The sequence below is a fragment of the Amycolatopsis halotolerans genome (genome assembly GCF_042647905.1).
GTDB classification, from domain to species: Bacteria; Actinomycetota; Actinomycetes; order Mycobacteriales; family Pseudonocardiaceae; genus Amycolatopsis; species Amycolatopsis halotolerans.
This window is the reverse complement of sequence record NZ_JBHRWI010000028.1, coordinates 1-23,603: the sequence shown is the minus strand read 5'-3', so window position 1 is coordinate 23,603 and position 23,603 is coordinate 1. Positions and strand designations below refer to the sequence as shown.

At 70.1% G+C, this 23,603-nt stretch carries 25 protein-coding genes; 13 read left to right on the top strand and 12 right to left on the bottom strand.

What is annotated here, in order from left to right; genetic code table 11:
* Nucleotides 1–44: 44 nt before the first annotated feature.
* The 5 genes from mrf to ACFORO_RS23915 all read left to right on the top strand — a co-directional run bounded on the left by mrf (nucleotide 45) and on the right by ACFORO_RS23915 (nucleotide 4,637).
* Nucleotides 45–1,292 carry a ribosome hibernation factor-recruiting GTPase MRF gene (mrf, locus tag ACFORO_RS23935; RefSeq protein ID WP_377875227.1) on the top strand — a complete coding sequence of 416 codons (1,248 nt, stop codon included), beginning with the start codon at nucleotides 45–47 and terminating at the stop codon, nucleotides 1,290–1,292.
* Nucleotides 1,289–1,552: a type B 50S ribosomal protein L31 gene (locus ACFORO_RS23930; RefSeq protein ID WP_182889052.1), complete on the top strand. Its 264-nt coding sequence runs from the start codon at nucleotides 1,289–1,291 to the stop codon at nucleotides 1,550–1,552. Before mrf ends, ACFORO_RS23930 begins: the two co-directional genes overlap by 4 nt.
* On the top strand, nucleotides 1,552–1,710 hold the full coding sequence (gene rpmF / locus ACFORO_RS23925) for a 50S ribosomal protein L32 (protein ID WP_009078889.1): 159 nt from the start codon (nucleotides 1,552–1,554) through the stop codon (nucleotides 1,708–1,710). Before ACFORO_RS23930 ends, rpmF begins: the two co-directional genes overlap by 1 nt.
* Nucleotides 1,707–2,801, top strand: a complete 1,095-nt coding sequence (locus tag ACFORO_RS23920) for a GTP-binding protein (protein WP_377875223.1) — start codon at nucleotides 1,707–1,709, stop codon at nucleotides 2,799–2,801. The genes rpmF and ACFORO_RS23920 overlap by 4 nt, the downstream gene beginning before the upstream one ends.
* Nucleotides 2,802–2,933: 132 nt before the next feature.
* The gene (locus tag ACFORO_RS23915) at nucleotides 2,934–4,637 is read left to right on the top strand and encodes an MFS transporter (RefSeq protein ID WP_377875221.1); all 1,704 of its coding nucleotides are present in this window, start codon (nucleotides 2,934–2,936) and stop codon (nucleotides 4,635–4,637) included.
* On the opposite strand, the gene ACFORO_RS23910 is transcribed toward ACFORO_RS23915, so the two are convergent.
* Nucleotides 4,624–5,526: an NADP-dependent oxidoreductase gene (locus tag ACFORO_RS23910; protein ID WP_377875219.1), complete on the bottom strand. Its 903-nt coding sequence runs from the start codon at nucleotides 5,524–5,526 to the stop codon at nucleotides 4,624–4,626. The genes ACFORO_RS23915 and ACFORO_RS23910 overlap by 14 nt on opposite strands.
* Before the next feature lie 238 nt (nucleotides 5,527–5,764).
* Here ACFORO_RS23910 and ACFORO_RS23905 point away from each other — a divergent pair, with 238 nt between their 5' ends.
* The gene (locus tag ACFORO_RS23905; protein WP_377875217.1) at nucleotides 5,765–6,490 is read left to right on the top strand and encodes a dienelactone hydrolase family protein; all 726 of its coding nucleotides are present in this window, start codon (nucleotides 5,765–5,767) and stop codon (nucleotides 6,488–6,490) included.
* A 39-nt stretch (nucleotides 6,491–6,529) separates the two neighbouring features.
* Here ACFORO_RS23905 and ACFORO_RS23900 read toward each other — a convergent pair whose 3' ends face one another.
* The 6 genes from ACFORO_RS23900 to ACFORO_RS23875 form a co-directional block, all read right to left on the bottom strand.
* Nucleotides 6,530–7,132 carry a hypothetical protein gene (locus tag ACFORO_RS23900; RefSeq protein WP_354734872.1) on the bottom strand — a complete coding sequence of 201 codons (603 nt, stop codon included), beginning with the start codon at nucleotides 7,130–7,132 and terminating at the stop codon, nucleotides 6,530–6,532.
* 34 nt (nucleotides 7,133–7,166) lie between these two features.
* Nucleotides 7,167–8,582 carry a pyridoxal phosphate-dependent decarboxylase family protein gene (locus ACFORO_RS23895; RefSeq protein WP_377875214.1) on the bottom strand — a complete coding sequence of 472 codons (1,416 nt, stop codon included), beginning with the start codon at nucleotides 8,580–8,582 and terminating at the stop codon, nucleotides 7,167–7,169.
* Nucleotides 8,579–9,886 (bottom strand): MFS transporter, encoded by a 1,308-nt coding sequence (locus tag ACFORO_RS23890; RefSeq protein ID WP_377875212.1) that lies wholly within the window; start codon nucleotides 9,884–9,886, stop codon nucleotides 8,579–8,581. The genes ACFORO_RS23895 and ACFORO_RS23890 overlap by 4 nt, the downstream gene beginning before the upstream one ends.
* 143 nt (nucleotides 9,887–10,029) lie before the next feature.
* On the bottom strand, nucleotides 10,030–10,320 hold the full coding sequence (locus ACFORO_RS23885) for a hypothetical protein (protein ID WP_377875210.1): 291 nt from the start codon (nucleotides 10,318–10,320) through the stop codon (nucleotides 10,030–10,032).
* A gap of 90 nt (nucleotides 10,321–10,410) precedes the next feature.
* A complete protein-coding gene (locus tag ACFORO_RS23880) occupies nucleotides 10,411–11,439 on the bottom strand; it encodes an LLM class F420-dependent oxidoreductase (protein WP_377875208.1) in 1,029 nt (342 codons plus the stop codon).
* A gap of 68 nt (nucleotides 11,440–11,507) precedes the next feature.
* A complete protein-coding gene (locus ACFORO_RS23875) occupies nucleotides 11,508–12,437 on the bottom strand; it encodes an oxygenase MpaB family protein (protein ID WP_377875206.1) in 930 nt (309 codons plus the stop codon).
* A 91-nt stretch (nucleotides 12,438–12,528) separates the two neighbouring features.
* On the opposite strand from ACFORO_RS23875, the gene ACFORO_RS23870 reads away from it, so the two are divergent.
* Complete coding sequence (locus tag ACFORO_RS23870; RefSeq protein ID WP_377875204.1) at nucleotides 12,529–13,134, top strand: TetR/AcrR family transcriptional regulator; 606 nt, start codon at nucleotides 12,529–12,531, stop codon at nucleotides 13,132–13,134.
* On the opposite strand, the gene dmpG is transcribed toward ACFORO_RS23870, so the two are convergent.
* Complete coding sequence (gene dmpG, locus ACFORO_RS23865) at nucleotides 13,128–14,153, bottom strand: 4-hydroxy-2-oxovalerate aldolase (protein WP_377875202.1); 1,026 nt, start codon at nucleotides 14,151–14,153, stop codon at nucleotides 13,128–13,130. The genes ACFORO_RS23870 and dmpG overlap by 7 nt on opposite strands.
* Nucleotides 14,150–15,052, bottom strand: coding sequence for an acetaldehyde dehydrogenase (acetylating) (locus ACFORO_RS23860; RefSeq protein WP_377875199.1), 903 nt, complete (start codon nucleotides 15,050–15,052; stop codon nucleotides 14,150–14,152). Before ACFORO_RS23860 ends, dmpG begins: the two co-directional genes overlap by 4 nt.
* Before the next feature lie 39 nt (nucleotides 15,053–15,091).
* Between ACFORO_RS23860 and ACFORO_RS23855 the strand changes: the two genes are divergently transcribed.
* The gene (locus tag ACFORO_RS23855) at nucleotides 15,092–15,847 is read left to right on the top strand and encodes an IclR family transcriptional regulator (RefSeq protein WP_377875197.1); all 756 of its coding nucleotides are present in this window, start codon (nucleotides 15,092–15,094) and stop codon (nucleotides 15,845–15,847) included.
* Here ACFORO_RS23855 and ACFORO_RS23850 read toward each other — a convergent pair whose 3' ends face one another.
* Entirely contained in the window at nucleotides 15,848–16,420 is a 573-nt protein-coding gene (locus tag ACFORO_RS23850) for a TetR/AcrR family transcriptional regulator (protein WP_377875195.1), read from the bottom strand. It abuts the gene before it with no gap.
* 53 nt (nucleotides 16,421–16,473) lie between these two features.
* Between ACFORO_RS23850 and ACFORO_RS23845 the strand changes: the two genes are divergently transcribed.
* Together ACFORO_RS23845 and ACFORO_RS23840 are read left to right on the top strand one after the other, a co-directional pair.
* Nucleotides 16,474–17,691: a metal-dependent hydrolase family protein gene (locus ACFORO_RS23845; protein ID WP_377875193.1), complete on the top strand. Its 1,218-nt coding sequence runs from the start codon at nucleotides 16,474–16,476 to the stop codon at nucleotides 17,689–17,691.
* On the top strand, nucleotides 17,688–18,542 hold the full coding sequence (locus ACFORO_RS23840) for an alpha/beta hydrolase (protein WP_377875190.1): 855 nt from the start codon (nucleotides 17,688–17,690) through the stop codon (nucleotides 18,540–18,542). Before ACFORO_RS23845 ends, ACFORO_RS23840 begins: the two co-directional genes overlap by 4 nt.
* A 1-nt stretch (nucleotide 18,543) precedes the next feature.
* Here the strand turns inward: ACFORO_RS23840 and ACFORO_RS23835 are convergent, their stop codons facing one another.
* A complete protein-coding gene (locus ACFORO_RS23835) occupies nucleotides 18,544–19,974 on the bottom strand; it encodes an amidase (protein ID WP_377875188.1) in 1,431 nt (476 codons plus the stop codon).
* Nucleotides 19,975–20,127: 153 nt separating this feature from the next.
* Here ACFORO_RS23835 and ACFORO_RS23830 point away from each other — a divergent pair, with 153 nt between their 5' ends.
* The 3 genes from ACFORO_RS23830 (at nucleotide 20,128) to ACFORO_RS23820 (ending at nucleotide 23,223) form a co-directional block, all read left to right on the top strand.
* Nucleotides 20,128–21,078: a response regulator transcription factor gene (locus ACFORO_RS23830; RefSeq protein WP_377875186.1), complete on the top strand. Its 951-nt coding sequence runs from the start codon at nucleotides 20,128–20,130 to the stop codon at nucleotides 21,076–21,078.
* Nucleotides 21,079–21,219: 141 nt separating this feature from the next.
* Nucleotides 21,220–22,482, top strand: a complete 1,263-nt coding sequence (locus ACFORO_RS23825; RefSeq protein ID WP_377875184.1) for an alpha-hydroxy acid oxidase — start codon at nucleotides 21,220–21,222, stop codon at nucleotides 22,480–22,482.
* A 60-nt stretch (nucleotides 22,483–22,542) separates the two neighbouring features.
* The gene (locus tag ACFORO_RS23820) at nucleotides 22,543–23,223 is read left to right on the top strand and encodes a GntR family transcriptional regulator (RefSeq protein ID WP_377875181.1); all 681 of its coding nucleotides are present in this window, start codon (nucleotides 22,543–22,545) and stop codon (nucleotides 23,221–23,223) included.
* 99 nt (nucleotides 23,224–23,322) lie between these two features.
* Here ACFORO_RS23820 and ACFORO_RS23815 read toward each other — a convergent pair.
* Nucleotides 23,323–23,603 (bottom strand): transposase family protein (locus tag ACFORO_RS23815; RefSeq protein ID WP_377896630.1); only part of this gene is annotated, 281 nt, incomplete at its 5' end.

Sequence of the window (23,603 nt, the reverse complement as noted above, 5' to 3'; positions counted from 1 at the left end):
CAACTACGCTCGTCACCGTACCCGCCCCGTCGTCTGGAGATCCAGTGCCCCCACGTCCGCGTGTCCCGCTCGTGCTCTGCAGCGGGATCGCCCCGGCCCCGAACGATGCGCTCGCCGCCCTCCTGCTCCGCGCCGGGCCCGGCACCGCCGTCGTCCACCACGACCTGCGCGACATCGGGTCCGGCGTCGTCCGCCGCCGGATCCGCCTGCGCGGCCGCGACGAGCTGACGCCGCTCGAACTCGCGCACGGCTGCGTCAACTGCACGCTGCGCGAGGACCTGCTGCCGCTGCTGCGCCGGCTGGCCCGGATGCCTCAGGTCGACCGCATCGTGGTGCGGCTCGACGAGGCGATGGAGCCGGAACCGGTGAGCTGGGCGATCCGCAACGTCCTGGTCGGCGACCGCCCGGTGAGCGACGACGTCGAGCTCGAAGCGGTCTTCACCGTGCTCGACTGCGCAACCTGGCTCGCCGACGTCACCGGCGACGACCTGCTCGCCGAGCGTGGCCTGCACGGCAGCCCCGAGGACGAGCGGACGGTCGCCCAGGTCGCACTGTCCCAAGTGGAATCCGCGGACGTGGTCGTGCTCGCCGGAGCCGCCCCGGATGCTTGGTGTGCAGCCAAATCCTCGGCAGTGCTGGACCGGGTCGCGCCGTCCGTGCCCCGTGTCGAGCTGGCCCGCACCGACGCCGCCAGACTGTTCGCCGCGATCCCCGCCGACGCCCGGCGCGGCGAGGTCACCGACCTGCACGGCGCGTTGTTGCGCGGTGCGCCCCCGCTGCACCCGGACTGCGGCATCGAACTGCTGCGGTTCACCGCGCGGCGCCCATTCCACCCGGAGCGGCTGCACGAGGCGATCGACGTGCTGCTCGACGGCGTGGTCCGCACCCGCGGCCGGGCCTGGGTCGCGAGCCAGCCGGACGTCGCGTTCTGGATCGAATCGGCGGGCGGCGGACTCGGCATCGGGCACGCCGGGCCGTGGCTCGCCTCGCCGGACGGACCGGACTGGGCCGACGTCTCCCCCGAACGCCGCACGCTCGCCTCGCTGCGCTGGGACCCGGTGCACGGCGACCGCGCGCAGGAACTGGTGATCGTCGCCGACCAGGCCGCGCCGGCGGAGATCGAGAGCGCGTTGCGGGCAGCCCTGCTCACCGACGCCGAACTGGCCGAGGGCGAAGCGGCCTGGCGCGCGTACCCCGACCCGTTCGGGGACTGGCACGAAGACCCCTGTGAAGAAACCGAAGAACCCGACCGGCACGCCAACGCCGCCAACCAGAAGGACGAAACCCTGTGAAACCCGGCATCCACCCCGACTACCACCCGGTGGTCTTCAAGGACTCGTCGACCGGCGACGCGTTCCTGACCCGCTCCACCGCCACCTCCGACCGCACGATCGACTGGTCCGACGGCAACACCTACCCGCTCGTGGTGGTCGACATCAGCGCGTGGTCGCATCCGTTCTGGACCGGCACCCAGCGGATCCTCGACTCGGCGGGCCAGGTCGAGAAGTTCCACCGCCGCTACGGGCAGCGCCGGAGCGGGGGTGCGCGCTGATGGCCGTCCCGAAGCGGAAAATGTCGCGCAGCAACACCCGGTCCCGGCGCTCGCAGTGGAAGGCGGCCGTGCCGGACCTGGTGCCGATCGTCGTCGACGGCGAGCGGAAGCTGGTGCCGCGCAAGCTGATCAAGCACTTCCAGCGGCTTGAGCGGTGAGCGTCCCGGTCACTGTCCTTTCCGGATTCCTGGGCGCCGGGAAAACCACGCTGCTCAACCGGATCCTGGCCAACCGCGACGGCCTGCGCGTCGCGGTGATCGTGAACGACATGAGCGAGGTCAACATCGACGCCGCGCTCGTGCGGGACAGCGTGTCGCGGACCGACGAGCGGCTGGTCGAGATGACCAACGGGTGCATTTGCTGCACCCTGCGCGAGGATCTGCTCGAGGAGGTCGCGCGGCTGTGCGACGACGGGCGGTTCGACCATCTGCTCATCGAGTCCAGCGGGATCTCCGAGCCGATGCCGGTGGCCGCGACGTTCTCCTTCCCCGCCGGCGACGGCACTCCGGTGCTGTCGTCGGCGCGGCTGGACACGATGGTCACCGTGGTGGACGCGGCGAACTTCGCTCGCGAACTGGCCCGGGGGGACAGCCTGGCCGAGCGCCGGCTGGACCAGTACGACGGCGACGAGCGGACGGTCAGCGACCTGCTGATGGACCAGGTCGAGTTCGCGGATGTGCTGCTGCTCAACAAGACCGACCTGGTCACGCCGCCCGAAAGGGACCGCCTGCTCGCCTCGCTGCGACGGCTCAACCCCGCGGCCGACGTCGTGTCCGCGGAGTTCGGCCGGGTGCCGCTGGCACGGGTCTTCGGCACCGGACGGTACGACGCTGAACGCGCGCAGCAGGCGCCGGGCTGGGTGGCGGAGCTGAACGGCGACCACGTGCCGGAGACCGAGGAGTACGGCATTTCCAGCGTCGTGTTCCGCTCCGCGCGGGCGTTCGATCCGGTGCGGTTGTGGGAGTTCGTGACCTCGCGGCTCGATTCCGGCGAGTTCGGCACGGTGCTGCGGTCGAAGGGATTCTTCAGCCTCAGCACCCGGCCGGGCACGCTCGGGCTGTGGTCACAGGCAGGCAGCGTCGCACGGTTCGAACCGCAGGGCGTCGCCGACGAACCCCGGCAGGAACTGGTGTTCATCGGCGTCGGGCTTCAGCACGCCGCGCTGCTCGACGCGCTCGAGAGCTGCCTGACTGACACGGCGGCCGCTGCCGACCCGTTCCCCGTTTGGGAACCGGTGCACGTCCACTAGGGGCTCGTGAGTGGCAATCCCGGTGAGAACCACCCGGTGAGAACCGGCATAGCCGCTCACGAGCCCGTTCGTCCGGGATACCCGTTTCGCACCAGTTGAACAGGCTAGGTTTATCAGTCTAGACTGTCGATTGTGGCGGACCGGACGAGCGAAACCCAGACGCGGCACAGCGGGCGGTACAAGTGGGTGGCGCTCTCCAACACCACTCTCGGCGTGCTGATGTCGGCGCTCGACGGCTCGATCGTGATCATCTCGCTGCCCGCGATCTTCCGCGGCATCGGCCTGGACCCGCTGGCCCCGGCCAACATCGGCTACCTGCTGTGGATGATCCTCGGCTACCTGCTGGTGTCCGCGGTCCTGGTGGTCACGCTCGGGCGGCTCGGCGACATGTTCGGCCGCGTCCGGATGTACAACGTCGGGTTCGTGATCTTCAGCGCCGCCTCGGTGGCGCTGTCGTTCGACCCGTTCCACGCGGGCGGCGGCGCGCTCTGGCTGATCGGCTGGCGGGTGGTGCAGGCCGTCGGCGGCGCGATGCTCACCGCGAACTCCGCGGCGATCCTCACCGACGCGTTCCCGCGCGAACAGCGGGGAATGGCGTTGGGCGTCAACCAGATCACCGCGCTGGCCGGGCAGTTCCTCGGTCTCGTCGCGGGCGGCCTGCTGGCCGAACTCGACTGGCGCGCGGTGTTCTGGGTGAGCGTGCCGTTCGGCGTTTTCGGCACCGTCTGGTCGATCCGCAGCCTCCGCGAGATCAGCCGTCCGCAGCGGTCGCGGATCGACTGGGGCGGCAACGTCACTTTCGCGCTCGGCACCGCGGTCGTCCTCGCCTCGATCACCTACGGCATCCAGCCCTACGGCGGCGCGGCGACCGGCTGGGGCAACCCGTGGGTGCTCGGCGGGCTCGGCGCCGGGATCGCGCTGCTCGCGGCGTTCTGCGTGATCGAGACCAGGGTGCCGGCGCCGATGTTCCAGCTGTCGCTGTTCCGCATCCGCGCGTTCACCGCCGGGAACCTCGCCGCGCTGCTCACCGCGATCGCGCGCGGCGGGATGCAGTTCATGCTCATCATCTGGCTGCAGGGGATCTGGCTTCCCTTGCACGGCTACGACTACGAGCAGACCCCGCTGTGGGCCGGGATCTACCTGCTGCCGCTCACCGCCGGGTTCCTGATCGCCGGTCCGGTCTCCGGATTCCTCTCCGACCGTTTCGGCGCGCGGCTGTTCTCCACCGGCGGGCTGCTGCTGGTCGCCGGATCCTTCCTCGGCCTGCTCGCGCTGCCGGTGGACTTCAGCTACCCGGCGTTCGCGGCGCTGCTCGTGCTGAGCGGGATCGGACAGGGCATGTTCTCCGCGCCCAACACCTCCGCGATCATGAGCAGCGTGCCGGACAACCAGCGCGGTGTCGCGTCCGGCATGCGCTCGACGTTCCAGAATTCCGGGACGTCGCTGTCCATCGGCGTGTTCTTCTCGCTGATGATCGCCGGACTGGCCGGCTCGCTGCCGTCGACGCTCACCGGCGGGCTGCAGGCGCACGGCGTCCCCGCGGACGTCGCCGCGAACATCGCCCAACTGCCGCCGGTGAGCACCCTCTTCGCCGCTTTCCTGGGCAGCAACCCGGTGGCGCACTTGGTCGGCCCCGGCGTGCTCGGCCAGCTCTCCCCCGCCGATTCCGCCGCGCTGACCGGCAAGGAGTTCTTCCCGACCCTCATTTCCGGGCCGTTCCACGACGGACTGGTCACGGTGTTCGTCGCGGCCGCGGCGATGGCGCTGGTCGCCGCGCTGGCGTCGGCGTCACGGGGGAAGCGGTACTTCCACCAGGACCAGGTCAGTCCATCGTGAGCGCGATCTTGCCGTGGATGTTGCCCGCCTGGTAGGTCCGCATCGCTTCGGCGGCTTCGGCGAGCGGGAAGGTCGCCATGATGCGGTGCGTCAGCTCGCCTTTCGCGTACAAGCCCGCCAGCCGCCCGAGGCGGGCCGCCGAGCGGTCGTTCACCGTGAGCCGGACGCCCAGTTCGTCGGCGCGGTCATGCTCGACCAGGGTGAGAATCCGGGACCGGTCCTTGATCAGCTCCAAGGTGTATTCCAGTGCGGCACCGCCGACCCCGTCGATCGACGCCGTGACGCCGTGCGGAGCCACCCGTTCGACGAAATCCTCGCTGTAGGCAAGGGGAATCGCGCCGAGTGCCCGCACCTGCTCGTGCCACGCCGGACGCGCGACCCCAAGCACCTTCGCCCCGCGCAGCCGCGACAGTTGCACCGCCATCGCCCCGACAGAGCCTGCCGCGCCGTGCACCAGCACCGTGTCACCGGGGCCGACGTTGATCACCTCGACCGCGATGTCCGCAGTCTGCGCCGCCGCGGTGAACGCGCCCGCGACCTCCCACGGCATCTCCGGCGGCTTGGGCACCACCTGGTCCCGCCCGGCGACGACCAGTTCCTGATACGCGCCCAGCCTGCCGAAGCCGAGCACCTCGTCGCCGGCCGCGAACCCTTCGACGCCTTCCCCGATTTCGTCGATCACCCCGGCGAACTCGTTGCCCGGCACGGTGAACGCGCCCGGTTCCGGCACCGGGATGAGCCCGGCGAGCACCGCGACGTCGAACGCCTGCAGCCCCGCGGCCTCCATCCGGATCCGCACCTCCCCCGGTCCGGCATGCGGCTCCGGCACCTCCTCCAGCCGCAGCACTTCCGGCCCGCCCAGCTCGCGGAACCCCATCGCCTTGCTCATGCCTGCCTCCAGCGTTCGTGTCGATCGCCGCCAGTGTTCGACATCAAGCGGACTTGACGTCAAGCGCCGGGATACCGGCTCGACCGGCGCCGCCCGGTGGGCTAGGTTGATCAGCGATGACTACCGGGACGGCTTCGCGCCACTCACGGATCGGCTACCCGGCACTCTTCTGAGCGCCGCGCGGGCCCCGCCTCCTTCGTCGTGACCACAGGCACCTCAACGACGACAGGAGACATTCATGCCCAGCAAGACTCTGCTGATCCCCGCCCCTGACGGCCAAGCCGACGCCTTCGCCGCGTTCCCCGACGACGGCGAGCGGCACCCAGGCGTCCTGATGTACGCCGACGGTTTCGGCATCCGGCCCGCACTGCGCGAACTGGCCCTCCACCTGGCCTCGCACGGCTACTACGTGCTCGTACCCAACTATTTCTATCGGCAGGGCCCCGCGCCCGTGCTCGAACTTCCGGAGTTCATCGGGGCGGACGAGCGCCCCGGGGTCTTCGCCCAGGTGATGCCGTTGATCGAAGCGCACACCCCTGAACTGGTGCTGCGCGACGCCAGCGCGTACCTCGACTTCCTCACCGCTCAGCCGGAAGTCAGCGCCGGACCGGTCGGGGTCACCGGCTATTGCGTCGGCGGCCTCCACGCAGTCCGCACCGCGGCGGCCCACCCGGATCAGGTGGCGGCTGTCGCTGGCTTCCACGCGCCGGTCGGCGCTGCCGGGCCGGAGAGTTTCGCTCGGCTCACCGCGCAGGCGCACTTCGGACACGCCGCTTCCGACCTGACGCCGGAGACGCTCGGCGAACTCAATGAAGCTCTTGATGCGGCAGGGGTCAGCTACACATCAGAGATCTACCCCGGCACCATCCACGGATTCACCATGGCCGACACCGATTCTTTCGACGCCGATGGCCTGCGACGCCACTGGGAACGGCTGCTGCCGCTCCTCAGCCGGGCCCTCTGAGGTCTGGGCCGTTTCGCAGCCAGCCCGGTTGCGAAACGGCTACTCGACCCACCACCAGCCGTCGCCCAGGTCGACCGTCGGGCGGACGGCACAGCCCAGGCCGTCGAGGTAGTCGTACGAGTCGACGGGACGGCCGGGAAGGTACTTCTCCGGGGAACCGCTGAAGTGGGCGAACCCGGCGGCGCAGTCGGGAATCCCCGCCCAGGCGCGGACGAACCACACCGGCCGGTCCGGGTCGTTGTTGATCCGCGAAATCGCCGGCGGCGGCTTTTCGCCCCTCTTGAGCCCGTTCAGGGAGCGCAGCACGTCGGCATAGTCCGCCCGGTGCATCGAGTACCAGGTAGCGGCGTAGAAGTGCACCCAGTTGGTGCTGGCCATCAGCACCGCGCACGCCGCGGTGAGCACCGCGTATCCGGCGAGGCCCGGCCAGCGCAGCCCTCGCCACACCAGCCACGCGCTGATGCCCGTCGCCGTCGCCGCGGTCAGCCACGCTCCCGCCGTCAGCACGATGACCGGCACTGGGATCACGCCGCTGATCGGCACGACGAAGTAGCTCACGGCGGCGGCCAGCAGCCAGCCGAGCAGGAACACGACCGCGGCCAGCACCAGGTCCGGCCTTCGGTTTTCCTCAGCACTCCCCATGATCACTGGACGGGCGAGCGGCCGTTCGGTTGTGCTAGTCCCGCGACGGCGTGTACAGCGCGCCCAAAAACTCCACCAGCAGCCGCTCCCGCAACGGTTCCGGCGCGACCGCCAGCAGCGCGTTGACCGGCGCCATCCGCTCCGGCAGCCCGGCCGCACCGGTCAGGCCCGCCGCGGCGAGCAGCCCGCCGAACTGCTCGGACGTCAGCGTCCCCGGGTCCAGCGCGGCCACGAACGCGGCGACGTCCGGATCGACCCGCACGGGACCGTCCGCGCGCGCCGCCTCGACGGAAGCCGTTAGATCAGCGAGGAATTCCGGTTCGCTGCCGTGGTTGGCGGCGGTGACGGTGAGGTGCAGGTTCAACGGAGAAGTCCCGTGCGCGAACTGCGGCTGCACGTACCAGCCGCGCGCCTTCATCTCGTCGGCGACGGTGAACAGGTCGAAGCCGTCCGAGCCGGTGAACGCCACCAGCGTCGACACCGGGTCGCCCAGCACGCGCAGACCCGGAATCGAAGCCACGCCCGCGCGAATCCGGTCCACCGCTTCCCGCGTGCGCGAGGCCAGCTTCAGATAGCCGTCCTCGCCGAGGTGGTGCACGACGGCCCACGCGGCGGCGAGCGGACCGCCGGAACGGGTGCTTTGCAGCGTCGGGTTGAGCATCGTGTAGCCGGGCCACGCCGCGCTCGCGAAGAAATGCGTCCGGCGGAGTTCCGCGGAAGCGTGCAGCAGCACCGAGACACCCTTGGCGCAGTAGGCGTATTTGTGCAGGTCCACCGAAATGCTGGTGACGCCCGGGACGCGGAAGTCGAACGGCGGCAGGTCCGCGCCGAGCTTCGCGAAGTACGGCAGCACCCAGCCGCCGATGCACGCGTCGACGTGCATGCGCACTCCGCGCGCCGAAGCCGCAGCGGCGATTTCCGGGATCGGGTCGACGACGCCGTGTGCGTACGAAGGCGCGCTCGCCACGACGAGCACGGTGGAGTCGTCGATCGCCTCGGCCACCGCCGCCGGGTCCGCGCGGAAGGTCTCCGGATCGACCGGCACGACGACCTTCCGGACGCCGAACAGGTGCGCCGCCTTGTGGAACGCGGCGTGCGCGGTTTCCGGCAGCACGATCGAAGGCGCCTCGATGTCCGGCCGGGAGTCGCGGGCGGCGAGGACCGCCAGCAGGCACGATTCAGTGCCGCCGGACGTCACCGCGCCGACCGTGTCCGGGGTGCCGCCGAGCAGTCCGGCCGCGCGGGCGACCAGGTCGTTCTCCATGCGCAGGAGGCTGGGGAACGCGGTCGGGTCGAGTCCGTTGGCCGAACTGGCCAGCGCGTGCGCGGCGGCGGCGATTTCGTCCACTTCGGACAGTCCGCTGTCGTACACGTAAGCCAGCGTGCGGCCGCCGTGCGTCGGCAGGTCGCCGGAGCGGAGTTCGCGCAGCCGCGCGAGGACGTCGTTCACGGCCGCTTCTCCAGCACCGAACGGCGCAGCAGCGGGATGCCGAGCGCGATCAGCACCGCGGGCAGCACCGAAGCGCCGATCACTATCGCGGTGATCGCCGACGGCGGCTGGGGGACGGCAGTGGAGCCGGTGCTCGACACGTAGCTCCCGGCCTGCAGCACGATGCCGAGCAGTCCCGGTCCGAGCGCGAGCCCGAGCGTCTCGGACGCGGTCCACACCCCGGCGGTGACGCCCGCCCGGGTCTCGCCGGTCCGTTCCTCCTCGGCGCTGATCAGGTCCGGCAGGATCGCCAGCGGGAACACCGAAATGCCCGCGTAGCCGACGCCGGCGAGCGCGACGAACACCAGCGTCGCGGCGAACGGGAGCTTGTCGGCGAAGTACATCGCCACCAGGCCGACGAAGAACGACGTGGTGGCGATCCGGAATCCGACGAGCTTGCCCCAGCGCGCGCCGAGGCGCGGCCACACCGGCATGGTGACGAGCGCGGGCCCGACGAAGCCGACGAACAGGTAGGTGCGGTAGCTCGGGTCGCCGAGCACGTGCTGCGCGAAGTACGGGATCGCGGCCAGCACGGTGCCGATGCCGAGCGCCTGGATGAAGTAGACGCCCAGCAGCCACCGGAACGAACGCCACTGCGCGATGGTGCGCGCCAACTCCTTGAGCCGCACCGTGTTGGGCCGCAGCGAGCCGACCGGCGCGCCCTTCAGGCCGAAGTAGACGCCGAGCGTGGCGGCCAGGATGATCACCGCCATCACCAGGCCCATCACCCGGTAGCCCGCCACGCCGGGCAGCAGGTCGGTGATCGCCGGGGCGCCGCCGCCGGACACCAGCACCGCGACCGCCAGCACGCCGATCCGGACGCTGGTGAGTTTCGTGCGTTCCTCGGCGGAATCGGTCAGCTCGGCCGGAAGCGCGTTGAACGGCACCTGGAAGAACGCGTACGCGGTGGCGCACAGGAAGAACATCGCCACGACGTACGCCGCGTCCCACACCGGCGTGCCGAAGCCGGGATGCGCGAAGAGCGCGGCGAACAGGATCGCGACGCCGATCCCGCCGCGCAGCAGGAACCGCCGCCTGCTGCCGGTGCGCGCGAGGTCGGCGTCGGACAGCCGTCCGGCGATCGGGTTGAAGACCACGTCCCACGCCTTGGGCACGAACACGATCACCCCGGCCGCCGCCGCGGGCACGGCCATCGTGTCGGTGAGGTACGGCAGCAGGAGCAGCCCCGGCACCGTGCCGAACCCGCCGGTGACGAAGGAGCCGAGCGAGTAGCGGAATCTCGTGCGGCGGGACAGCGACGCCAAAGGTCCTCCTCGAAGGCGGAACGACGAACGCATGCCTAATGGATCTTCGCCGGTTCCCGGTAGTGGTCGGGAGGAATCGTGCCACCGTCGTGATGCACCGGCCGTACCGGGCCGACTACCGCCTTGCTTTCCGGACAGGCCTTTCACGGGTGCAGCTCAGGGTGTCCGGCGAGGAAGGCCCGGTAGCTGCCGAGCGTTCCGGTCCCGGAGTAGCCGAGGTCCGCCGGCGTGACCGCGGTGCCGCTCGACGCCGAGACGACCTGGATGCCGAGACTGGCCTCGGGGTCCCCGTCGGCGGCCTTGACGATCGCCGGGAACGCCGCCGCGAGCACGGTCCGCCGCACCGCCTCGTCGTCGGTGTCGGCATCGATCACCACATTGCCGGTCCGGCCCATGCCGACATTCGTCCGGTAGTTGCTCTCGACACTGACCACGTGCGGCAGCGTCGCGACCGCCGCTTTGACGCACGCCGGGTGCTCGCGGTGCCGACGAAATACGCGGGGTCGCCCCGAGGGGTCGAGGGGTCAGGACAGCGCTTTCGCCGCCTTCGCCAAGGATCCCGCGTCCCCGCGCAGCAGCAGCGTCGTCACCACCGTCGCCTCCCAAGCGGACAGTTCCTCCCGGATCTTCTCTGCGGGCCCGATCAGCGAGGTGTCCTCGACGAGCGAAGTCGGAATCGCCTTGACCGCCTCTTCCTTGCGCCCGGCCAGGTAAAGCTCCTGCACCTTGTCCGCCACGTCCGCGTACCCGAGCCGGGCGAAGACGTCGTGGTGGAAGTTCACGCTCTTCGCGCCCATTCCGCCGATGTACAGCGCCAGCGCGGGCTTGATGAAGCTCGCCGCCTCCTCGACGTCGTCGTGCACGATCACCGGCACCGACGCGGCCACCTCGAAACCGTCCAGGCCGCTCCGCCGCGCGCTGGGGCGGGCGAAACCCTCCTCCAGCGCGGTCCGGTAGAACGCGTCCGACTTGGGCGAGAAGAACAGCGGCAGCCAGCCGTCGCAGATTTCCGCGGCCAGCGCGACGTTCTTCGGGCCTTCGGCGGCGAGGTAGATCGGCAGGTCGGCGCGCAGCGGGTGCACGGTCGGCTTGAGCGGCTTGCCCAGTCCGGTCCCGCCCTGCAGCGGCAGCTGGAAAAACTGCCCGTCGAGGGTCACCGGTTCCTCGCGGGCCAGCACCTTGCGCACGACCTCGACGTACTCGCGCGTGCGCGCCAGCGGCTTCGGATACGGCTGGCCGTACCAGCCCTCCACCACCTGCGGCCCGGACGCGCCGAGCCCGAGCACGAACCGGCCGCCGGAGAGGTGGTCCATGGTCAGCGCGGTCATCGCCGTCGCGGTCGGGGTGCGCGCGGACATCTGCACGATGTTCGTGCCGAGCTTGATCCGGCTGGTCGCCTCGCCGATCCAGGCGAGCGGCGTGAACGCGTCCGACCCGTACGCCTCGGCCGACCACACCGAGTCGAACCCGAGCCGTTCCGCTTCGAGCACGGTCTCCCGCGCGCCCGGGATCGGCCCGCTCCCCCAGTACCCGAGGTGAAAGCCCAGCTTCATCAAGCCCTCCTGATCTCCGAAGTCCGTGAGGGGAACCCTGAGGGACTCTGATTCCCTCAGGGTTCCCCTCACGGCACGTCCGGCGAGTAGTGCTCCGGTTTCCCGCGCTCGGCGAGCGGGGGAAGATTGCGGCGCGGGGTTTCGACCGGCGGCGTCCCCGGGGCCAGTGCGCCGCGGGCGCGCCGCCAGCCCGCCCGTGCCCGCGGATGGTAGCGGCGATCGTGCGGAAGCAGCGCGAACGCCGCGTTGATCAGCTTGCCGACGCGGCGGTGCCGCCGGGCGTCCCGTGCGGACCAGCGAAAGCCGAGCAGATCGCGCACTTCCGGGTCGTACAGGCCGACAGTCAGCCACACGAACTGTTTGGCGATGATCTTCGAGACCGGCGTCCACAGTGGATCCGGCAGCCAAGGCAGGAACGGCGGTTTCGCGATGCCGTCGAGGTCGAGGACATCGCGGGTGGCCTTGTTGTCTTCCAGTACCTCGGTGCACATGTGCTTCCAGTACCGCTGGAAGTCCTCCCACGATTCCGGCACCGGCCGCATCGTCATGTCGTACATCCGCCACCAGCGCACGTGCTCGTCGAACAGCGTGCGCTTTTCCTCCTCGCCGATGCCGCCCATGAAATTGTCGGCGATCAGGATGGTGCTGACGAAGAACGTCGAATGCGCCCAGTAATACGTGTCCGGGTCGAGCGCGTGGTAGCGGCGGCCCTTCTTGTCCACGCCCTTGATGCGGTCGTGGTAGCCGCGCACTTCCAGCGCCGTGCGGTACGCGAGCGGGCCGTCGTAGACCACCCCGCCGATCGGGTACAGCGAGCGGAAGAGCCGCTGCCACCGTTCCTCGAAAAACCGCGAATGCTCCTCGACGCCCGCGCCGAGTCCCGGGTGCATGTTCTGCATCGACCCCGCCCACAGCGCGATCAGCAGCCCGCGCCAGTCGCCGAAGTACTTCCAGGTCAGCGAGTCCGGCCCCAGCGGCTCAGGTGCTTCCCTGCTCATCGCGGCTCCTCGGCGGGTCGGCGAAGTGACTACAGCTGTTGTCAGGTTAGGATGTGACAACATCTGTGGTCAACTCGGGACGGGAGCGGGTATGCCGGGCCGCACGTGGGCGGGCACGACGCTGGACGACCGCAAGGCCCAGCGCCGCGCGCAGCTGCTGGCCGCCGGGCTCGACCTGCTCGGCAGCCACGGCAGCGCGGCGGTGAGCGTCCGCGCGGTGTGCCGGTCCGCGAAGCTGACCGAGCGGTACTTCTACGAAAGCTTCGCCGACCGGGAGAGCCTGGTCGCCGCTGTTTACGAGGACGTCGGGGACCAAGCCCGGCAAGCGCTCGCCGACGCCGTTTCCGGCGAAGCCGATCCGGGCCGCCGGGCCGGACGCGCGGTCACGGCGTTCGTGGAACTCGTGCTGGACGACCCGCGCAAGGGCCGGGTGCTGCTGCTCGCGCCGCTGACCGATCCCGCGCTGACCAGCCGCGGGCTGCACCTCCTCCCGGCGTTCGCCACGCTCGTCGGCGAACAGCTGTCGCGCGGCGACGAAACCGGTCGCCAGCTCGTGGCGATCGGTCTCGTCGGCGCGCTCAGCAACGTGTTCATCGCTTACCTCGACGGCACGTTGAAGGTGAGCCGCGAGCGTCTCGTCGAGCACTGCGTGAAGCTCGTGCTCGGCGCGGACGCTTTCGACTCGGGGGCTCACTGAGCGGCTGCCCGCTCGTCGCGCAGCCGCAGCGCGATGTCGATGATCATGTCCTCCTGGCCGCCGACGTAGCGTTCTTCGCCGACCTTGTACAGGATTTCGTGCGCCGGGACGCCGTAGCGCTCGGCCGCGCGTTCGGCGTGCAGCAGGAAGCTCGAGTACACGCCGGCGTAGCCCTGGATGATCGACGACCGGTCCATCACCGGCAGCCGGGTCAGGTACTTCTTCACGACGTTCTCCGCGGCTTCCATCAGAACGTCTTTGTCCACGCCGGTTTTGATGCCGAGCCGCTCGAAGGTGGCCGCGAGGACCTCCGTCGGCGAGTTGCCCGCACCGGCGCCGAGCGCGGCCAGCGAACCGTCGATCTGCCGGGCCCCCGCGCGATAAGCGAGCACCGAGTTGGCGACGCCGAAGCTCAGGTTCTGGTGCCCGTGGTAGCCGACCTGAGCTTCGTCGCCGAGTTCCGCGACGAGAGCGGCGACGCGTTCCGAGGCGTCGTCCAGGATCAGTGCGCCCGCGGAGTCCACGACGTACACGCACTGACAGCCCGCGTCGACCATGATCCGGGCCTGCTTCGCCAGGTCGTCGGGCGTCGACATGTGCGACAGCATCAGGAATCCGACGGTTTCGAGGCCGAGATCGCGGGCCGCGCCGAAGTGCTGGATGGACACGTCGGCCTCGGTGCAGTGGGTCGCGATCCGCACCGCGCCCGCGCCGAGGTCGGCCGCCGCGCGCAGGTCGGTGACCGTGCCGAGACCGGGCAGCAGGAGCACGGCGATCTTCGCCTGCTTCGCCTCGTCGACCGCGGCGGCGATGAGCTTTCGCTCGTCCACCAAGGAAAAGCCGTAGTTGAAGGTCGAGCCGCCGAGGCCGTCGCCGTGGGTCACCTCGATCAGCGAGACGCCCGCGTCGTCGAGCGCGCGGACGGTATCGCGGACCTGCTTTTCGGTGAACTGGTGCGCCATGGCGTGGCTGCCGTCGCGCAGAGTGGTGTCGACCAGCCGGACGTCGGTGTTGTTCACGCGGCCACCTCCTGAGCGGCGAAGAGATCGCCGACGCGCGCGGCGGCGGCGGTCATGATGTCGAGGTTGCCCGCGTACTTGGGCAGGTAGTCGCCGTTGCCCGCGACCTCAAGGAAGACGCCCACGCGGGCCTTGCCGCTCCAGTCCGGCCGCGGCGGGTCGAACTGCGGGTCGGCCTTGAGCGTGTAGCCCGGCACGTACTGCTGGACGTCTTTCACCATGCGGTGCACGGATTCGCTGATCGCGTCGAAGTCGGCGTCCGGGTCGACCGCGCAGAACACCGTGTCGCGCATGATCATCGGCGGGTCCATCGGGTTGATGATGATGATCGCGCGGCCCTTGTCCGCGCCGCCGACCTTCTCGATCGCGTGCGACGTGGTCTCGGTGAACTCGTCGATGTTCGCGCGCGTGCCGGGACCCGCCGACCGCGAGGACACCGACGCGACGATCTCCGCGTACGACACCGGCGTCACCCGCGAAACCGCGTGCACGATCGGGATGGTCGCCTGGCCGCCGCAGGTGATCATGTTGACGTTGCGGTCGGTCAGCTGGTCGGGCGGGTTCACCGCCGGGCACGTGAGCGGGCCGATCGCGGCGGGCGTCAGGTCGATCGCGCGGATGCCGGCCTCGGCGTACCGCGGCGCGTTCGCTTTGTGGGCCTTCGCCGACGTCGACTCGAACACCAGCTCCGGCAGTTCCGCGCGCGACAGCAGCCAGTCGACGCCCTCGGCGGACGTCTCGAGCCCGAGCTTCGCGGCGCGGGCGAGCCCGTCCGACGCCGGGTCGACGCCCACCATGTAACGCACTTCCACGTGCTCGCTGCGCTGGAGTTTTGCCAGCAAATCCGTACCGATGTTGCCCGGGCCGACGATCGCGGCCGTCACCTTGCGTTCCGCCATGCCGCCACGGTGCTCGCCGGGATGGGGCACACTCAACCCATGCGTACCACTGGACGGAACGGCGACGGGCTCGTGACCGCGCGCGTCGCCGCCGTGCTGGAAGCCTTCCGCCCCGGCGACGACGCACTGGGCGTCTCCGAACTGGCCCGCCGGACCGGCCTCGCGAAGACGACCGTGCACCGCCTGGCCGGGCATCTGGCTGAGACCGGCCTGCTGGAACGCGACGGCACCTCAGTCCGGCTCGGGCTGCGGCTGTTCGAGATCGGCCAGCTCGCGGTGCGCCGCCGCGGCCTGGTGGAAGCGGCTCGGCCGTACCTGGCGGATCTGCGGGAGGCCACGCGGAACACGGTGCATCTCGCGGTGCTGGAAGGCACCGAGGTGGTCTACCTCGATGTGCTGCGCGGGCCGGACGCGCCGGATCTGCCTTCGCGGACCGGAGGACGGTTTCCCGCGCACGCGACTGGCGTCGGGAAGGCGATTCTGTCCTGCTCCCCCGACGACGTCGTGACCCGGGTGATCGATGCCGGACTCCCCCGGGTCAGCCCTCGAACGATCACCGCGCCCGGGCTGCTGCGGCGGCAGCTGGCGCGCATCCGGGAAGAAGGAATTGCGTTCGAGCGCGAGGAATCCGGGGTGGGCGTGGTGTGCGCGGCGAGCCCGCTCGTCGACGCGAACGGGCTCGCCGTGGCCGCGGTGTCGATCTCCGGATGGGCGACCCGGATGCGGACCGAACGGGTCGCGCCCGCGGTCCGGACGGTGGCGCTGGCGTTGTCCCGGACCGTCTCCGAAACCTGATCAGGACTTCCCGTTGCCCAGGCGCAGGATCAGGGCAAGGGCCTCCTCCGAATAAGCCCCGGGAGTCAGGACCTCCTGCAAGAGCAGCCCGCGCATCGCGGCGACGGTGACAGCGGCCCTGGTCAGCGCCTCCTCGGCGGCGAGCCCTTCGCGTTCCGCGAGCGAGGCCAGCATCTTGGTCAGGTCGTCGAGCGAATCGATGAACTCGCGGAAGTCCTCCGGCCGGTACGCGGCCAGCCCGGTGACGTGAAAGAACCCGCGCACCCGCGACAGCTGCTCCGGGCGCGTGTAGGTCCGCCAGATCGCCACGACGAGATCCTCGAATGTGCCCTGCCGGGCAGTCTTGAAAAGCTCCTCGTTGTCCCGGGACCGCTGCTCCCCGAGCATGACCGCCAAGACGCCCGGGAGCGACCCGAAGTGGTAGCGCAGCAGGGCGTGGCTGGTCTCGGCCCTGGCGGCGACCTCCCGAAGCGACACCTCCGGCGACGGAAGTGTCCCGTCGAAGGCATCGAGAAGCCGGGCCAGGAGACGTTCGCGGGCGTCGCCTCTGCCTTCCGTGCTTGACAGGCTCACTCGCACAGTTTATCCATTGGAAAAGAAAGCGGCAACGGCGGAGGGAACGGCTCGTGGGACGTTTTCAGATAGTCGGCGCGACAGTCCTCGACGGATCGGGTCGTGATCCCGAGGACGTCACCGTCGCCGTCGAGGACGGGCTGATCACCGAGCCCGGCGGCTCCGGCGAACGCTTCGACGCCACCGGGCTGACCATGACGCCCGGCCTGATCGACGCCCACGTTCACCTGGGCCTGTCGAGCCCGATCCAGCCGCAGTTCTCGTTCCAGCTCAGCGCCGCCGAGATCGCGGCGGACATCTTCGCCACCGCCAGCGCCACCCTTGACGCGGGATTCACGACCGTCCGCGACACGGGCGGGATCGACGGCGGCGTGGTCACGACGATCGCCAAGGGCAAGGTCCGGGGTCCGCGCGTGCTGTCGTGCGGACCGGTCCAGTGCCAGACCGGCGGGCACGGCTACTACGGCGCCGAATGGGAGCCCACCGAACTGTGGAACGGCCATCACATTCCCGGTCTGGCCGCCCTGTCGATGATGTCGGGCAACGCGAACGAGCTGCGTGGCAACGTGCGCGAGGCCTTCCGTCGCGGGGCGTCCTTCCTGAAGCTCTGCGTGACCGGCGGCGTGGTCAGCGCGCACGACAAGCTGACCGACACCCAGTTCACCGTGGAAGAAATCGCCGTCGCCGTCCAGGAAGCCGCGGCCCGGGGCACTTACGTCACGGTGCACGCCCACAACAACGAAGGCATCCGGAACGCGGTCGAGGCCGGGGTGCGCTGTGTCGAGCACGGCACCGACATCGACGAGTCCACGGCCGCCCTGATGGCCGCCCACGACGTTGCCCTGGTGCCCACTTTCGCCGTCGTCGAGCACCTGCTGCGCGACACCGCCGAAGCCGGTCTCGGCGAGTCGATCCGCGATCGGGCGCTCGGCGTTCGCGAGCGGATGGCCGAGGCGCTCGCCGCGGCCAAGGAAGCCGAGGTGCGGATCGGGCTCGGATCTGATCTCATCGGTCCGGCTCAGGACCGCCGAGGGGAAGAGCTGACGTTGCGCGCAGACCTGGAGACGCCGATGGAAGCTCTCGTCGCGGCCACGAAGACCAACGCCGAGATCCTGGGCCTGTCCGGCGAGGCGGGGGTCATCGCGCCCGGCCTGCAGGCAGATCTCGTGTTGTGGAACGGAAACCCGCTCGAAAATCCGAACCTGTTCGCCGACCCCGCGAACGCCGTTGTCGTCGTCCAAGCCGGACGCGTCGTAAAGGACCTCCGATGAGCACTCTGTGGCAAGGCTGCCTCGCCGACACCGACTACTTCGAAATGCGGTCCCGCAGCGGGCACACCTACGGCATCTGGGTCACCACGCCGCCGGGCTACGACCACACCAAGACGCGGGTGCCGGTCGTGTACGTGCTCGACGGCAACTGGGCCGTGGGCATGACGGCTCCGCTCATCGTCACCCAGGCGGATCCGATGCAGCAGATCCAGCCTTACCTCCAGGTCAGCGTCGGCTACGCGGGCGAGGAAGCGCAGGACTGGACGCGGCTGCGCAACCGGGATCTCGTTCCTCCCGGCGAACCCATCGCCCCGGAGTTCGTCGATGCTGTGGAGATGGGCGTCCAAACGGGCAGGATGACCCGAGAGGAAGCCGACGCCTACCTCGCCGAACTGCGCGACAGCCGCGCCGACGCGTTCCTGGCCTTCCTCGCCGACGAACTGCACCCGCGGATCGAACGCGCCTACCACGCCGCCCCGAGCGGCCACGGCCTCTTCGGCTATTCCTACGGCGGGCTCTTCAGCCTCTACGCCTGGCTCAGCGGCTGCCCGCTCTTCGAGAGCATCGGAGCGGGCAGCCCTGGCGTCATCGGCGAGGACAGTCAGGTTTTCGCCCAGCTTGCCGAGCTCGGCGACAGTTTGCCTGCCGCCAAGCTGCACGTGACGGTCAACGACCAGGAGCTGTTCGGAGACCTCGCCGTGTACCAAAGCCTCGCGAAGCACACGGCGACCTTCCTGCACCGCCTCAAGGCGCGCGGCGGAAACGTCACCACCGCGGTCCTGCGCGAAACGCACGTGACTGGCCTGCAGTCCTCGTTCCTCAGCTACCTCCGGACCTGCCGGGCCCAGTGAGTCACCCGGCGGCGTGCACCGCGGGCCGCCGGTCCGCCCACGGCATCGCCTCTTCCAGGAACGCCGCGACCCGCAGCAGCAGCGATTCCGAACAGACCGGACCGCCCAGCTGGACACCGATCGGCAGCCCCCGCGAGGACTGCCCGAGCGGAAGGCTGATCGCGGGCGCGCCGGTCTGGTTGAACAACGGCGTGAACGTGCAGGCGTCGAACAGCTGCCTGGTCCAATCGGCGGCAGCGAGATCGGCGTTCGCGTCGAGGCGGCCCAGCGGCAGCGCCGGGGTGTTCGTCGTCGGGGTCAGCAGCAGGTCGTATCCGGTGAAGAACCGTCCTGCCGCACGGGAAACGACGTTCATCGCGCCCAGCGCCGCCGTCAGTTCCATTCCGCTGACCGAGCGGCCGTACTCGACGCACGCCCACGAGGTGCGTTCGAGGTTCTCCGGGCTGGCCGCGACCCCGGTCATTTCTTCGATCCCGGCGACCGCACCGGCCAGGAATCCGCACCACAGCACGTGATTCGCATGCAGGAACGGCTCCCACTCGAAGACCGGCGTCGCGCGTTCGACGTGGTGGCCCGCTGCTTCGAGCACCTCAGCGGCTGCCTCGACGGCGCTCGCCACCTCCGGGTCGACGTAGCTGCCCGCCCAGGATTCGGTGTGCACCGCGATCCTGAGCCGACCCGGATCGGCGCCGACTTCGTCCAGCCACGGGCGCGCGGGCGGCGCCAGAACGTACGGGTCGCCCGGATAGCTCACCGCGACCTCGTCGAGCAGCGCCGCGGTGTCCCGGACGGTCCGGGAGACCGCGAGTTCGACGCCCATGCCATACAACGGATCGGCGAAGTCCGGCCCGGCGGGCACCCGGCCGCGCGACGGTTTCAGCCCGACCAGGCCGTTGCAGGCGGCGGGCACGCGGATCGACCCGCCGCCGTCGTTGGCGTGCGCGATCGGGAGCGCCCCGGCCGCGACGAGCGCCGCCGAACCGCCGCTGGATCCGCCGGCGCTGTGCCCGGTGTTCCACGGATTGCGCGTCGAACCGTAGGCCAGCGCTTCGGAATTGCCGTTGAACCCCAGCTCCGGCGTGGTCGTGACGGCCAGCGTCGCCAGGCCCGCCGCGCGGAACCGCTCCATCAGGTGCGTGTCCTCCGGCGGCACGACGCCCTTGCCGAGCAGCCGCGTGCCCATCCGGGTCGGCACTCCGGCGGCGTGCAGGACGAGGTCCTTGATCGCGAAGGGAACCCCGGCGAACCGGCCGTCCGGCGAGTAGTCGAGCGGACGCTCGAACGGGCCGTCGGCGACCGCGTTCAGCTCCGGATTCACCTTGCCGACGGCCTCGACCGCCAGCGCGGCGACCTCCTCGGCAGTCACCTCGCCGGAGGCGATTGCCGCGGCGAGCGCGGTCGCGTCGAGGGCGGCGTATTCGTCGAGGTTCATCGAGTCTCCTTCAGCCGGGATCCGGAACGGTACGAGCGGGCGTTGGTCGTCGCATCGGCCTAAAAGCCGTTCCGCCCGCGCCGCCGATGTGCGCCCCGTTGACATTCCGGACGGCGGGCGTTCATGCTCCGTCCGGCAGCGGAGGTTCGGAACATGGCCGCGGATGTGCAGTGGTGGGCTCGGCTCGCTCGGGAAGTGCGCGCGGCGGGGCGCGGCGAACTGCCCGTCGAAACCCCGCTCCGCGCGGTGCGGGACAAACTCGGTTTCGCCTGCGTCGCGTTGGTGAGCGGCAGCAAACAGCGCACCGCGACGGTCAACCTCGGCTACCCGGCGGACATGCTCGGCTACCTGACCACGACCTACCGGTGGAAATGCCCGATCCACTCGCGCGCGGCCCGGTTGGGTCTGCCGCTGCGTTTCGTTGACATCCCGGAGGTCCACGAGACAAGGACGTACCGGGAAGGCATTCAGCCCTACGGTTTCCGCGAGGGCGTCACGCTGCCGCTCGCGCCGGGCACTGGTCCGGAGCGGAGTTTCGTAGCGCTGAGTTCGACGCACGACCGCCCGCTGGACGACGGATCCGTCCTCGCGCTCACGATGTTGTCGCACGATTTCGCCGCGCTGGCCGACCCCGGCGCCGAACCGGGCGAGTCCGCGGCCGACGTCGTACTGCTCGTCTCGCGGACTCAGATCGAAGTGCGCGCTGCCGCTGTGGATCAGCTGCCGCTCAGCGAGCGCGAGTTCCGGCTCGCCGCGCAGTGTGCGTTGACCGAGCGGACCGGATTCCGCCACCGTGACGCGGACGGTGTCTGGTGGCGAGTGCTGGCGCGAGTGCGTCGGCCGGACGGCGTGCTGCTGCGGATCTCCCGCGTGCCCGAGCCCGGGCCGTTGACCGGCCGGGAGCTGGACGTGGTCGGGCTGGTGGCGCGCGGATGGTCGAACGAGCGGATCTCGACGGGGCTCGGGATCGCGATCCGGACGGTGCGCAGCCACGTCGAGTCGTCGCTGGTGAAGCTCGACTGTCCGAACCGGACCGCACTGGCCCGGCACGCGCTCGAGCACGATCTGGACACTCTCGGCGCGCTGGAGGCCGCGCACCGCTGAGCAGATTGTGTCACAATCCTTGCGATCATGACGGGACCATGCTTGACTCGCCGTGCCCACAAGTTCCGGAAATGGCGGCGCAGTAAGTCTTTTGCGTCTCACGCATTGTGTACCGATTTCTCGGCGGCCAGGAGGCAGCGGATGACCACGTTCGAACCCGAGCACCTGCCCCGGCGGCCGATCAAGCGGCGGCTGCCCCGGCCGTCGGAGATCCGCCCGCTGCTCAAGTTCCGGCAGCCGAGGTTCGACGTCCGCGAGCGCCGCCTCGCCAGCGCGCACACCATCGGCGACCTGCGCACGATCGCGCGCCGCCGCACTCCCCGTCCGGTTTTCGACTACGTCGACGGCGCGGCGGAGCAGGAGATCAGCATCGGCCGGGCGCGGCGGGCGTTCGAGAACGTCGAGTTGCATCCGCGCGTGCTGCAGGACGTCACCGAGGTAGACGCGTCGACGTCCGTCCTCGGTGGACAGTCGGCTCTGCCGCTCGTGCTCGCGCCCACCGGTTTCACGCGCATGATGCACCACGAGGGCGAGATCGCCGTCGCCCGCGCGGCCGCTCGCGCCGGAATCCCGTACGTGCTCTCGACGATGGGCACCACCGATCTCGAAGACGTCCGGGCGTGCGCGCCGTCCGCGCGGCAGTGGTTCCAGCTCTACCTCTGGAAAGACCGCGCCGCGAGCGAAGCGCTGATCGACCGCGCGGCGCGGGCCGGGTACGAAGCGCTCGTCCTGACCGTCGACACCCCGATCGGCGGGGCGCGGATGCGCGACGTCCGCAATGGACTGACCATCCCGCCCACGCTGACCGTCCGCACGCTCGCCGGGATCGCCGTGCGGCCGTCCTGGTGGATGAACCTGCTGACGACCGAACCGCTGCAGTTCGCCGCGCTCAGCAACTTCGACGGCACGGTCGAAGAGCTGATCGGCACGATGTTCGACCCGTCCCTGACCGTCGACGACCTGCGGTGGCTGCGCGAATTGTGGCCGGGAAAGCTGATCGTCAAGGGAATCCAGAGCGTCGCGGACGCCAAGGAGATGGCCGGTTCCGGCGTCGACGCGCTCGTGCTCTCGAACCACGGCGGCCGCCAGCTCGACCGCGCGCCGACCCCGCTGGAACTGCTGCCGCGCGTCGTCGATGCGGTCGGGGGCGACTGCGAGATCATCCTCGACACCGGCGTCCGGACCGGTGCCGACCTGGTCGCCGCGCGGGCACTGGGCGCGTCGGCGGCGATGGTGGGCCGGGCTTACCTGTACGGCCTGATGGCGGCGGGCGAGCAAGGCGTCGAGCGCGCGATCGAGATCCTCCGCGCGGAGTACACGCGAACGCTGCGGCTTCTCGGCGTCGTGCGCACCGACGAGATCAACGCGGAACACGCCTCCCTTCGCCTGCCCGCCCGGATTTGACGGTGGGCTCGGCTAAGATCGGCAGTGGCTGTGGGAAGTTCTGCTGAAACGAGTGGCGACGTGCGCGATCAGGCAGGCAGTACGCCAGGCGGCATCGCGCAAGCCCTCCGCGACGACCTCCTGGACGGCGTCCTCGAACCCGGGACGCGGCTCACCGAGGAATCGCTGAGCGCGAGGTTCGGCGCCGGACGGCATTCGGTGCGGTCCGGGCTGCAGACGCTGGTGTCCGAGGGGCTTCTCGAACACCAGCGCAACAAGGGAATCGTCGTGCCCGCGGTGACCGCCGACCGCATCGACGCGATGTGCTCGTACCGGTCGATCCTGGAACTGGGCGCGCTGCGCCTGGCGCTCCTCCAGAACGCGGACTTCGACGCCGTCGACGAGGCCGTGCGGCGCCTCGAATCGATGACCGCCGAAACGCCGTGGCGGCACGTGATCGAGGCGCACAGCGCGGTGCACACGGAAATCGTGGCGGCCAGCGGAAACCCTCGTGTGGTCGCCGCGCACCGGGCCTGTGCGAACGAACTGAACTGCATGCTCGCGACCATCCGGGCCGAGTCCTCGGCGGAGCACCTGGCGGCGACGCACCGGCATCTCGTCGGCCAACTCCGCGTCGGCGGCGAGTCGGCTTTGAAGGCGCTCGATGACGACCTCGAACTCGGCGGCCGCGCGATGATGCACCTCGCATTGCGCCGCCGGAGCGAGGTCCCCCATCTGCTGCCCGGAGATCTCGAGTCGTGAGTGTTCCCGCCGGTTAGAGCGGTCGCCGGCCTGGCTGCCTATGGTGGCAAGCGCCCCAATGGGGCGTTGAGTGCGTCGGATGCACCCAATGAGGTTTTCTCAGTAGCGTCCGTGGTGTTCGTGGTGGGTGAGGACGAGGGCTGCTTGGGTGATGTGGCCGATGCGTTTCGGGCAGAGGGTGACGTGTCGCAGGGCTGCCCAGCGGGTTTTGAGCATTGCGGCGGCGCGTTCGCCGAGGCAGCGCAGCCGGGTGTGGAGCAGGCTGAAGCTCTGCTGGTCGAGGGTGAGCGGCGGTCGGCCGGTGGTTTTCTTGACCGGGGTCAGGATGCCGGTGCCGGCGGCGTGGTAGGCCTTGTCGGCCAAGGTCTTCAGGCCCTGGG

Coding starts and splice junctions, on each gene's coding strand:
- ACFORO_RS23830 (WP_377875186.1), top strand. CDS start 20,128: ATGGCCGCGGATGTGCAGTGGTGGGCTCGGCTCGCTCGGGAAGTGCGC.
- ACFORO_RS23835 (WP_377875188.1), bottom strand. CDS start 19,974: ATGAACCTCGACGAATACGCCGCCCTCGACGCGACCGCGCTCGCCGCG.
- ACFORO_RS23840 (WP_377875190.1), top strand. CDS start 17,688: ATGAGCACTCTGTGGCAAGGCTGCCTCGCCGACACCGACTACTTCGAA.
- ACFORO_RS23860 (WP_377875199.1), bottom strand. CDS start 15,052: ATGGCGGAACGCAAGGTGACGGCCGCGATCGTCGGCCCGGGCAACATC.
- ACFORO_RS23825 (WP_377875184.1), top strand. CDS start 21,220: ATGACCACGTTCGAACCCGAGCACCTGCCCCGGCGGCCGATCAAGCGG.
- ACFORO_RS23855 (WP_377875197.1), top strand. CDS start 15,092: ATGCGTACCACTGGACGGAACGGCGACGGGCTCGTGACCGCGCGCGTC.
- ACFORO_RS23875 (WP_377875206.1), bottom strand. CDS start 12,437: ATGAGCAGGGAAGCACCTGAGCCGCTGGGGCCGGACTCGCTGACCTGG.
- ACFORO_RS23910 (WP_377875219.1), bottom strand. CDS start 5,526: ATGAGCAAGGCGATGGGGTTCCGCGAGCTGGGCGGGCCGGAAGTGCTG.
- ACFORO_RS23880 (WP_377875208.1), bottom strand. CDS start 11,439: ATGAAGCTGGGCTTTCACCTCGGGTACTGGGGGAGCGGGCCGATCCCG.
- ACFORO_RS23905 (WP_377875217.1), top strand. CDS start 5,765: ATGCCCAGCAAGACTCTGCTGATCCCCGCCCCTGACGGCCAAGCCGAC.
- ACFORO_RS23870 (WP_377875204.1), top strand. CDS start 12,529: ATGCCGGGCCGCACGTGGGCGGGCACGACGCTGGACGACCGCAAGGCC.
- ACFORO_RS23900 (WP_354734872.1), bottom strand. CDS start 7,132: ATGGGGAGTGCTGAGGAAAACCGAAGGCCGGACCTGGTGCTGGCCGCG.
- rpmF (WP_009078889.1), top strand. CDS start 1,552: ATGGCCGTCCCGAAGCGGAAAATGTCGCGCAGCAACACCCGGTCCCGG.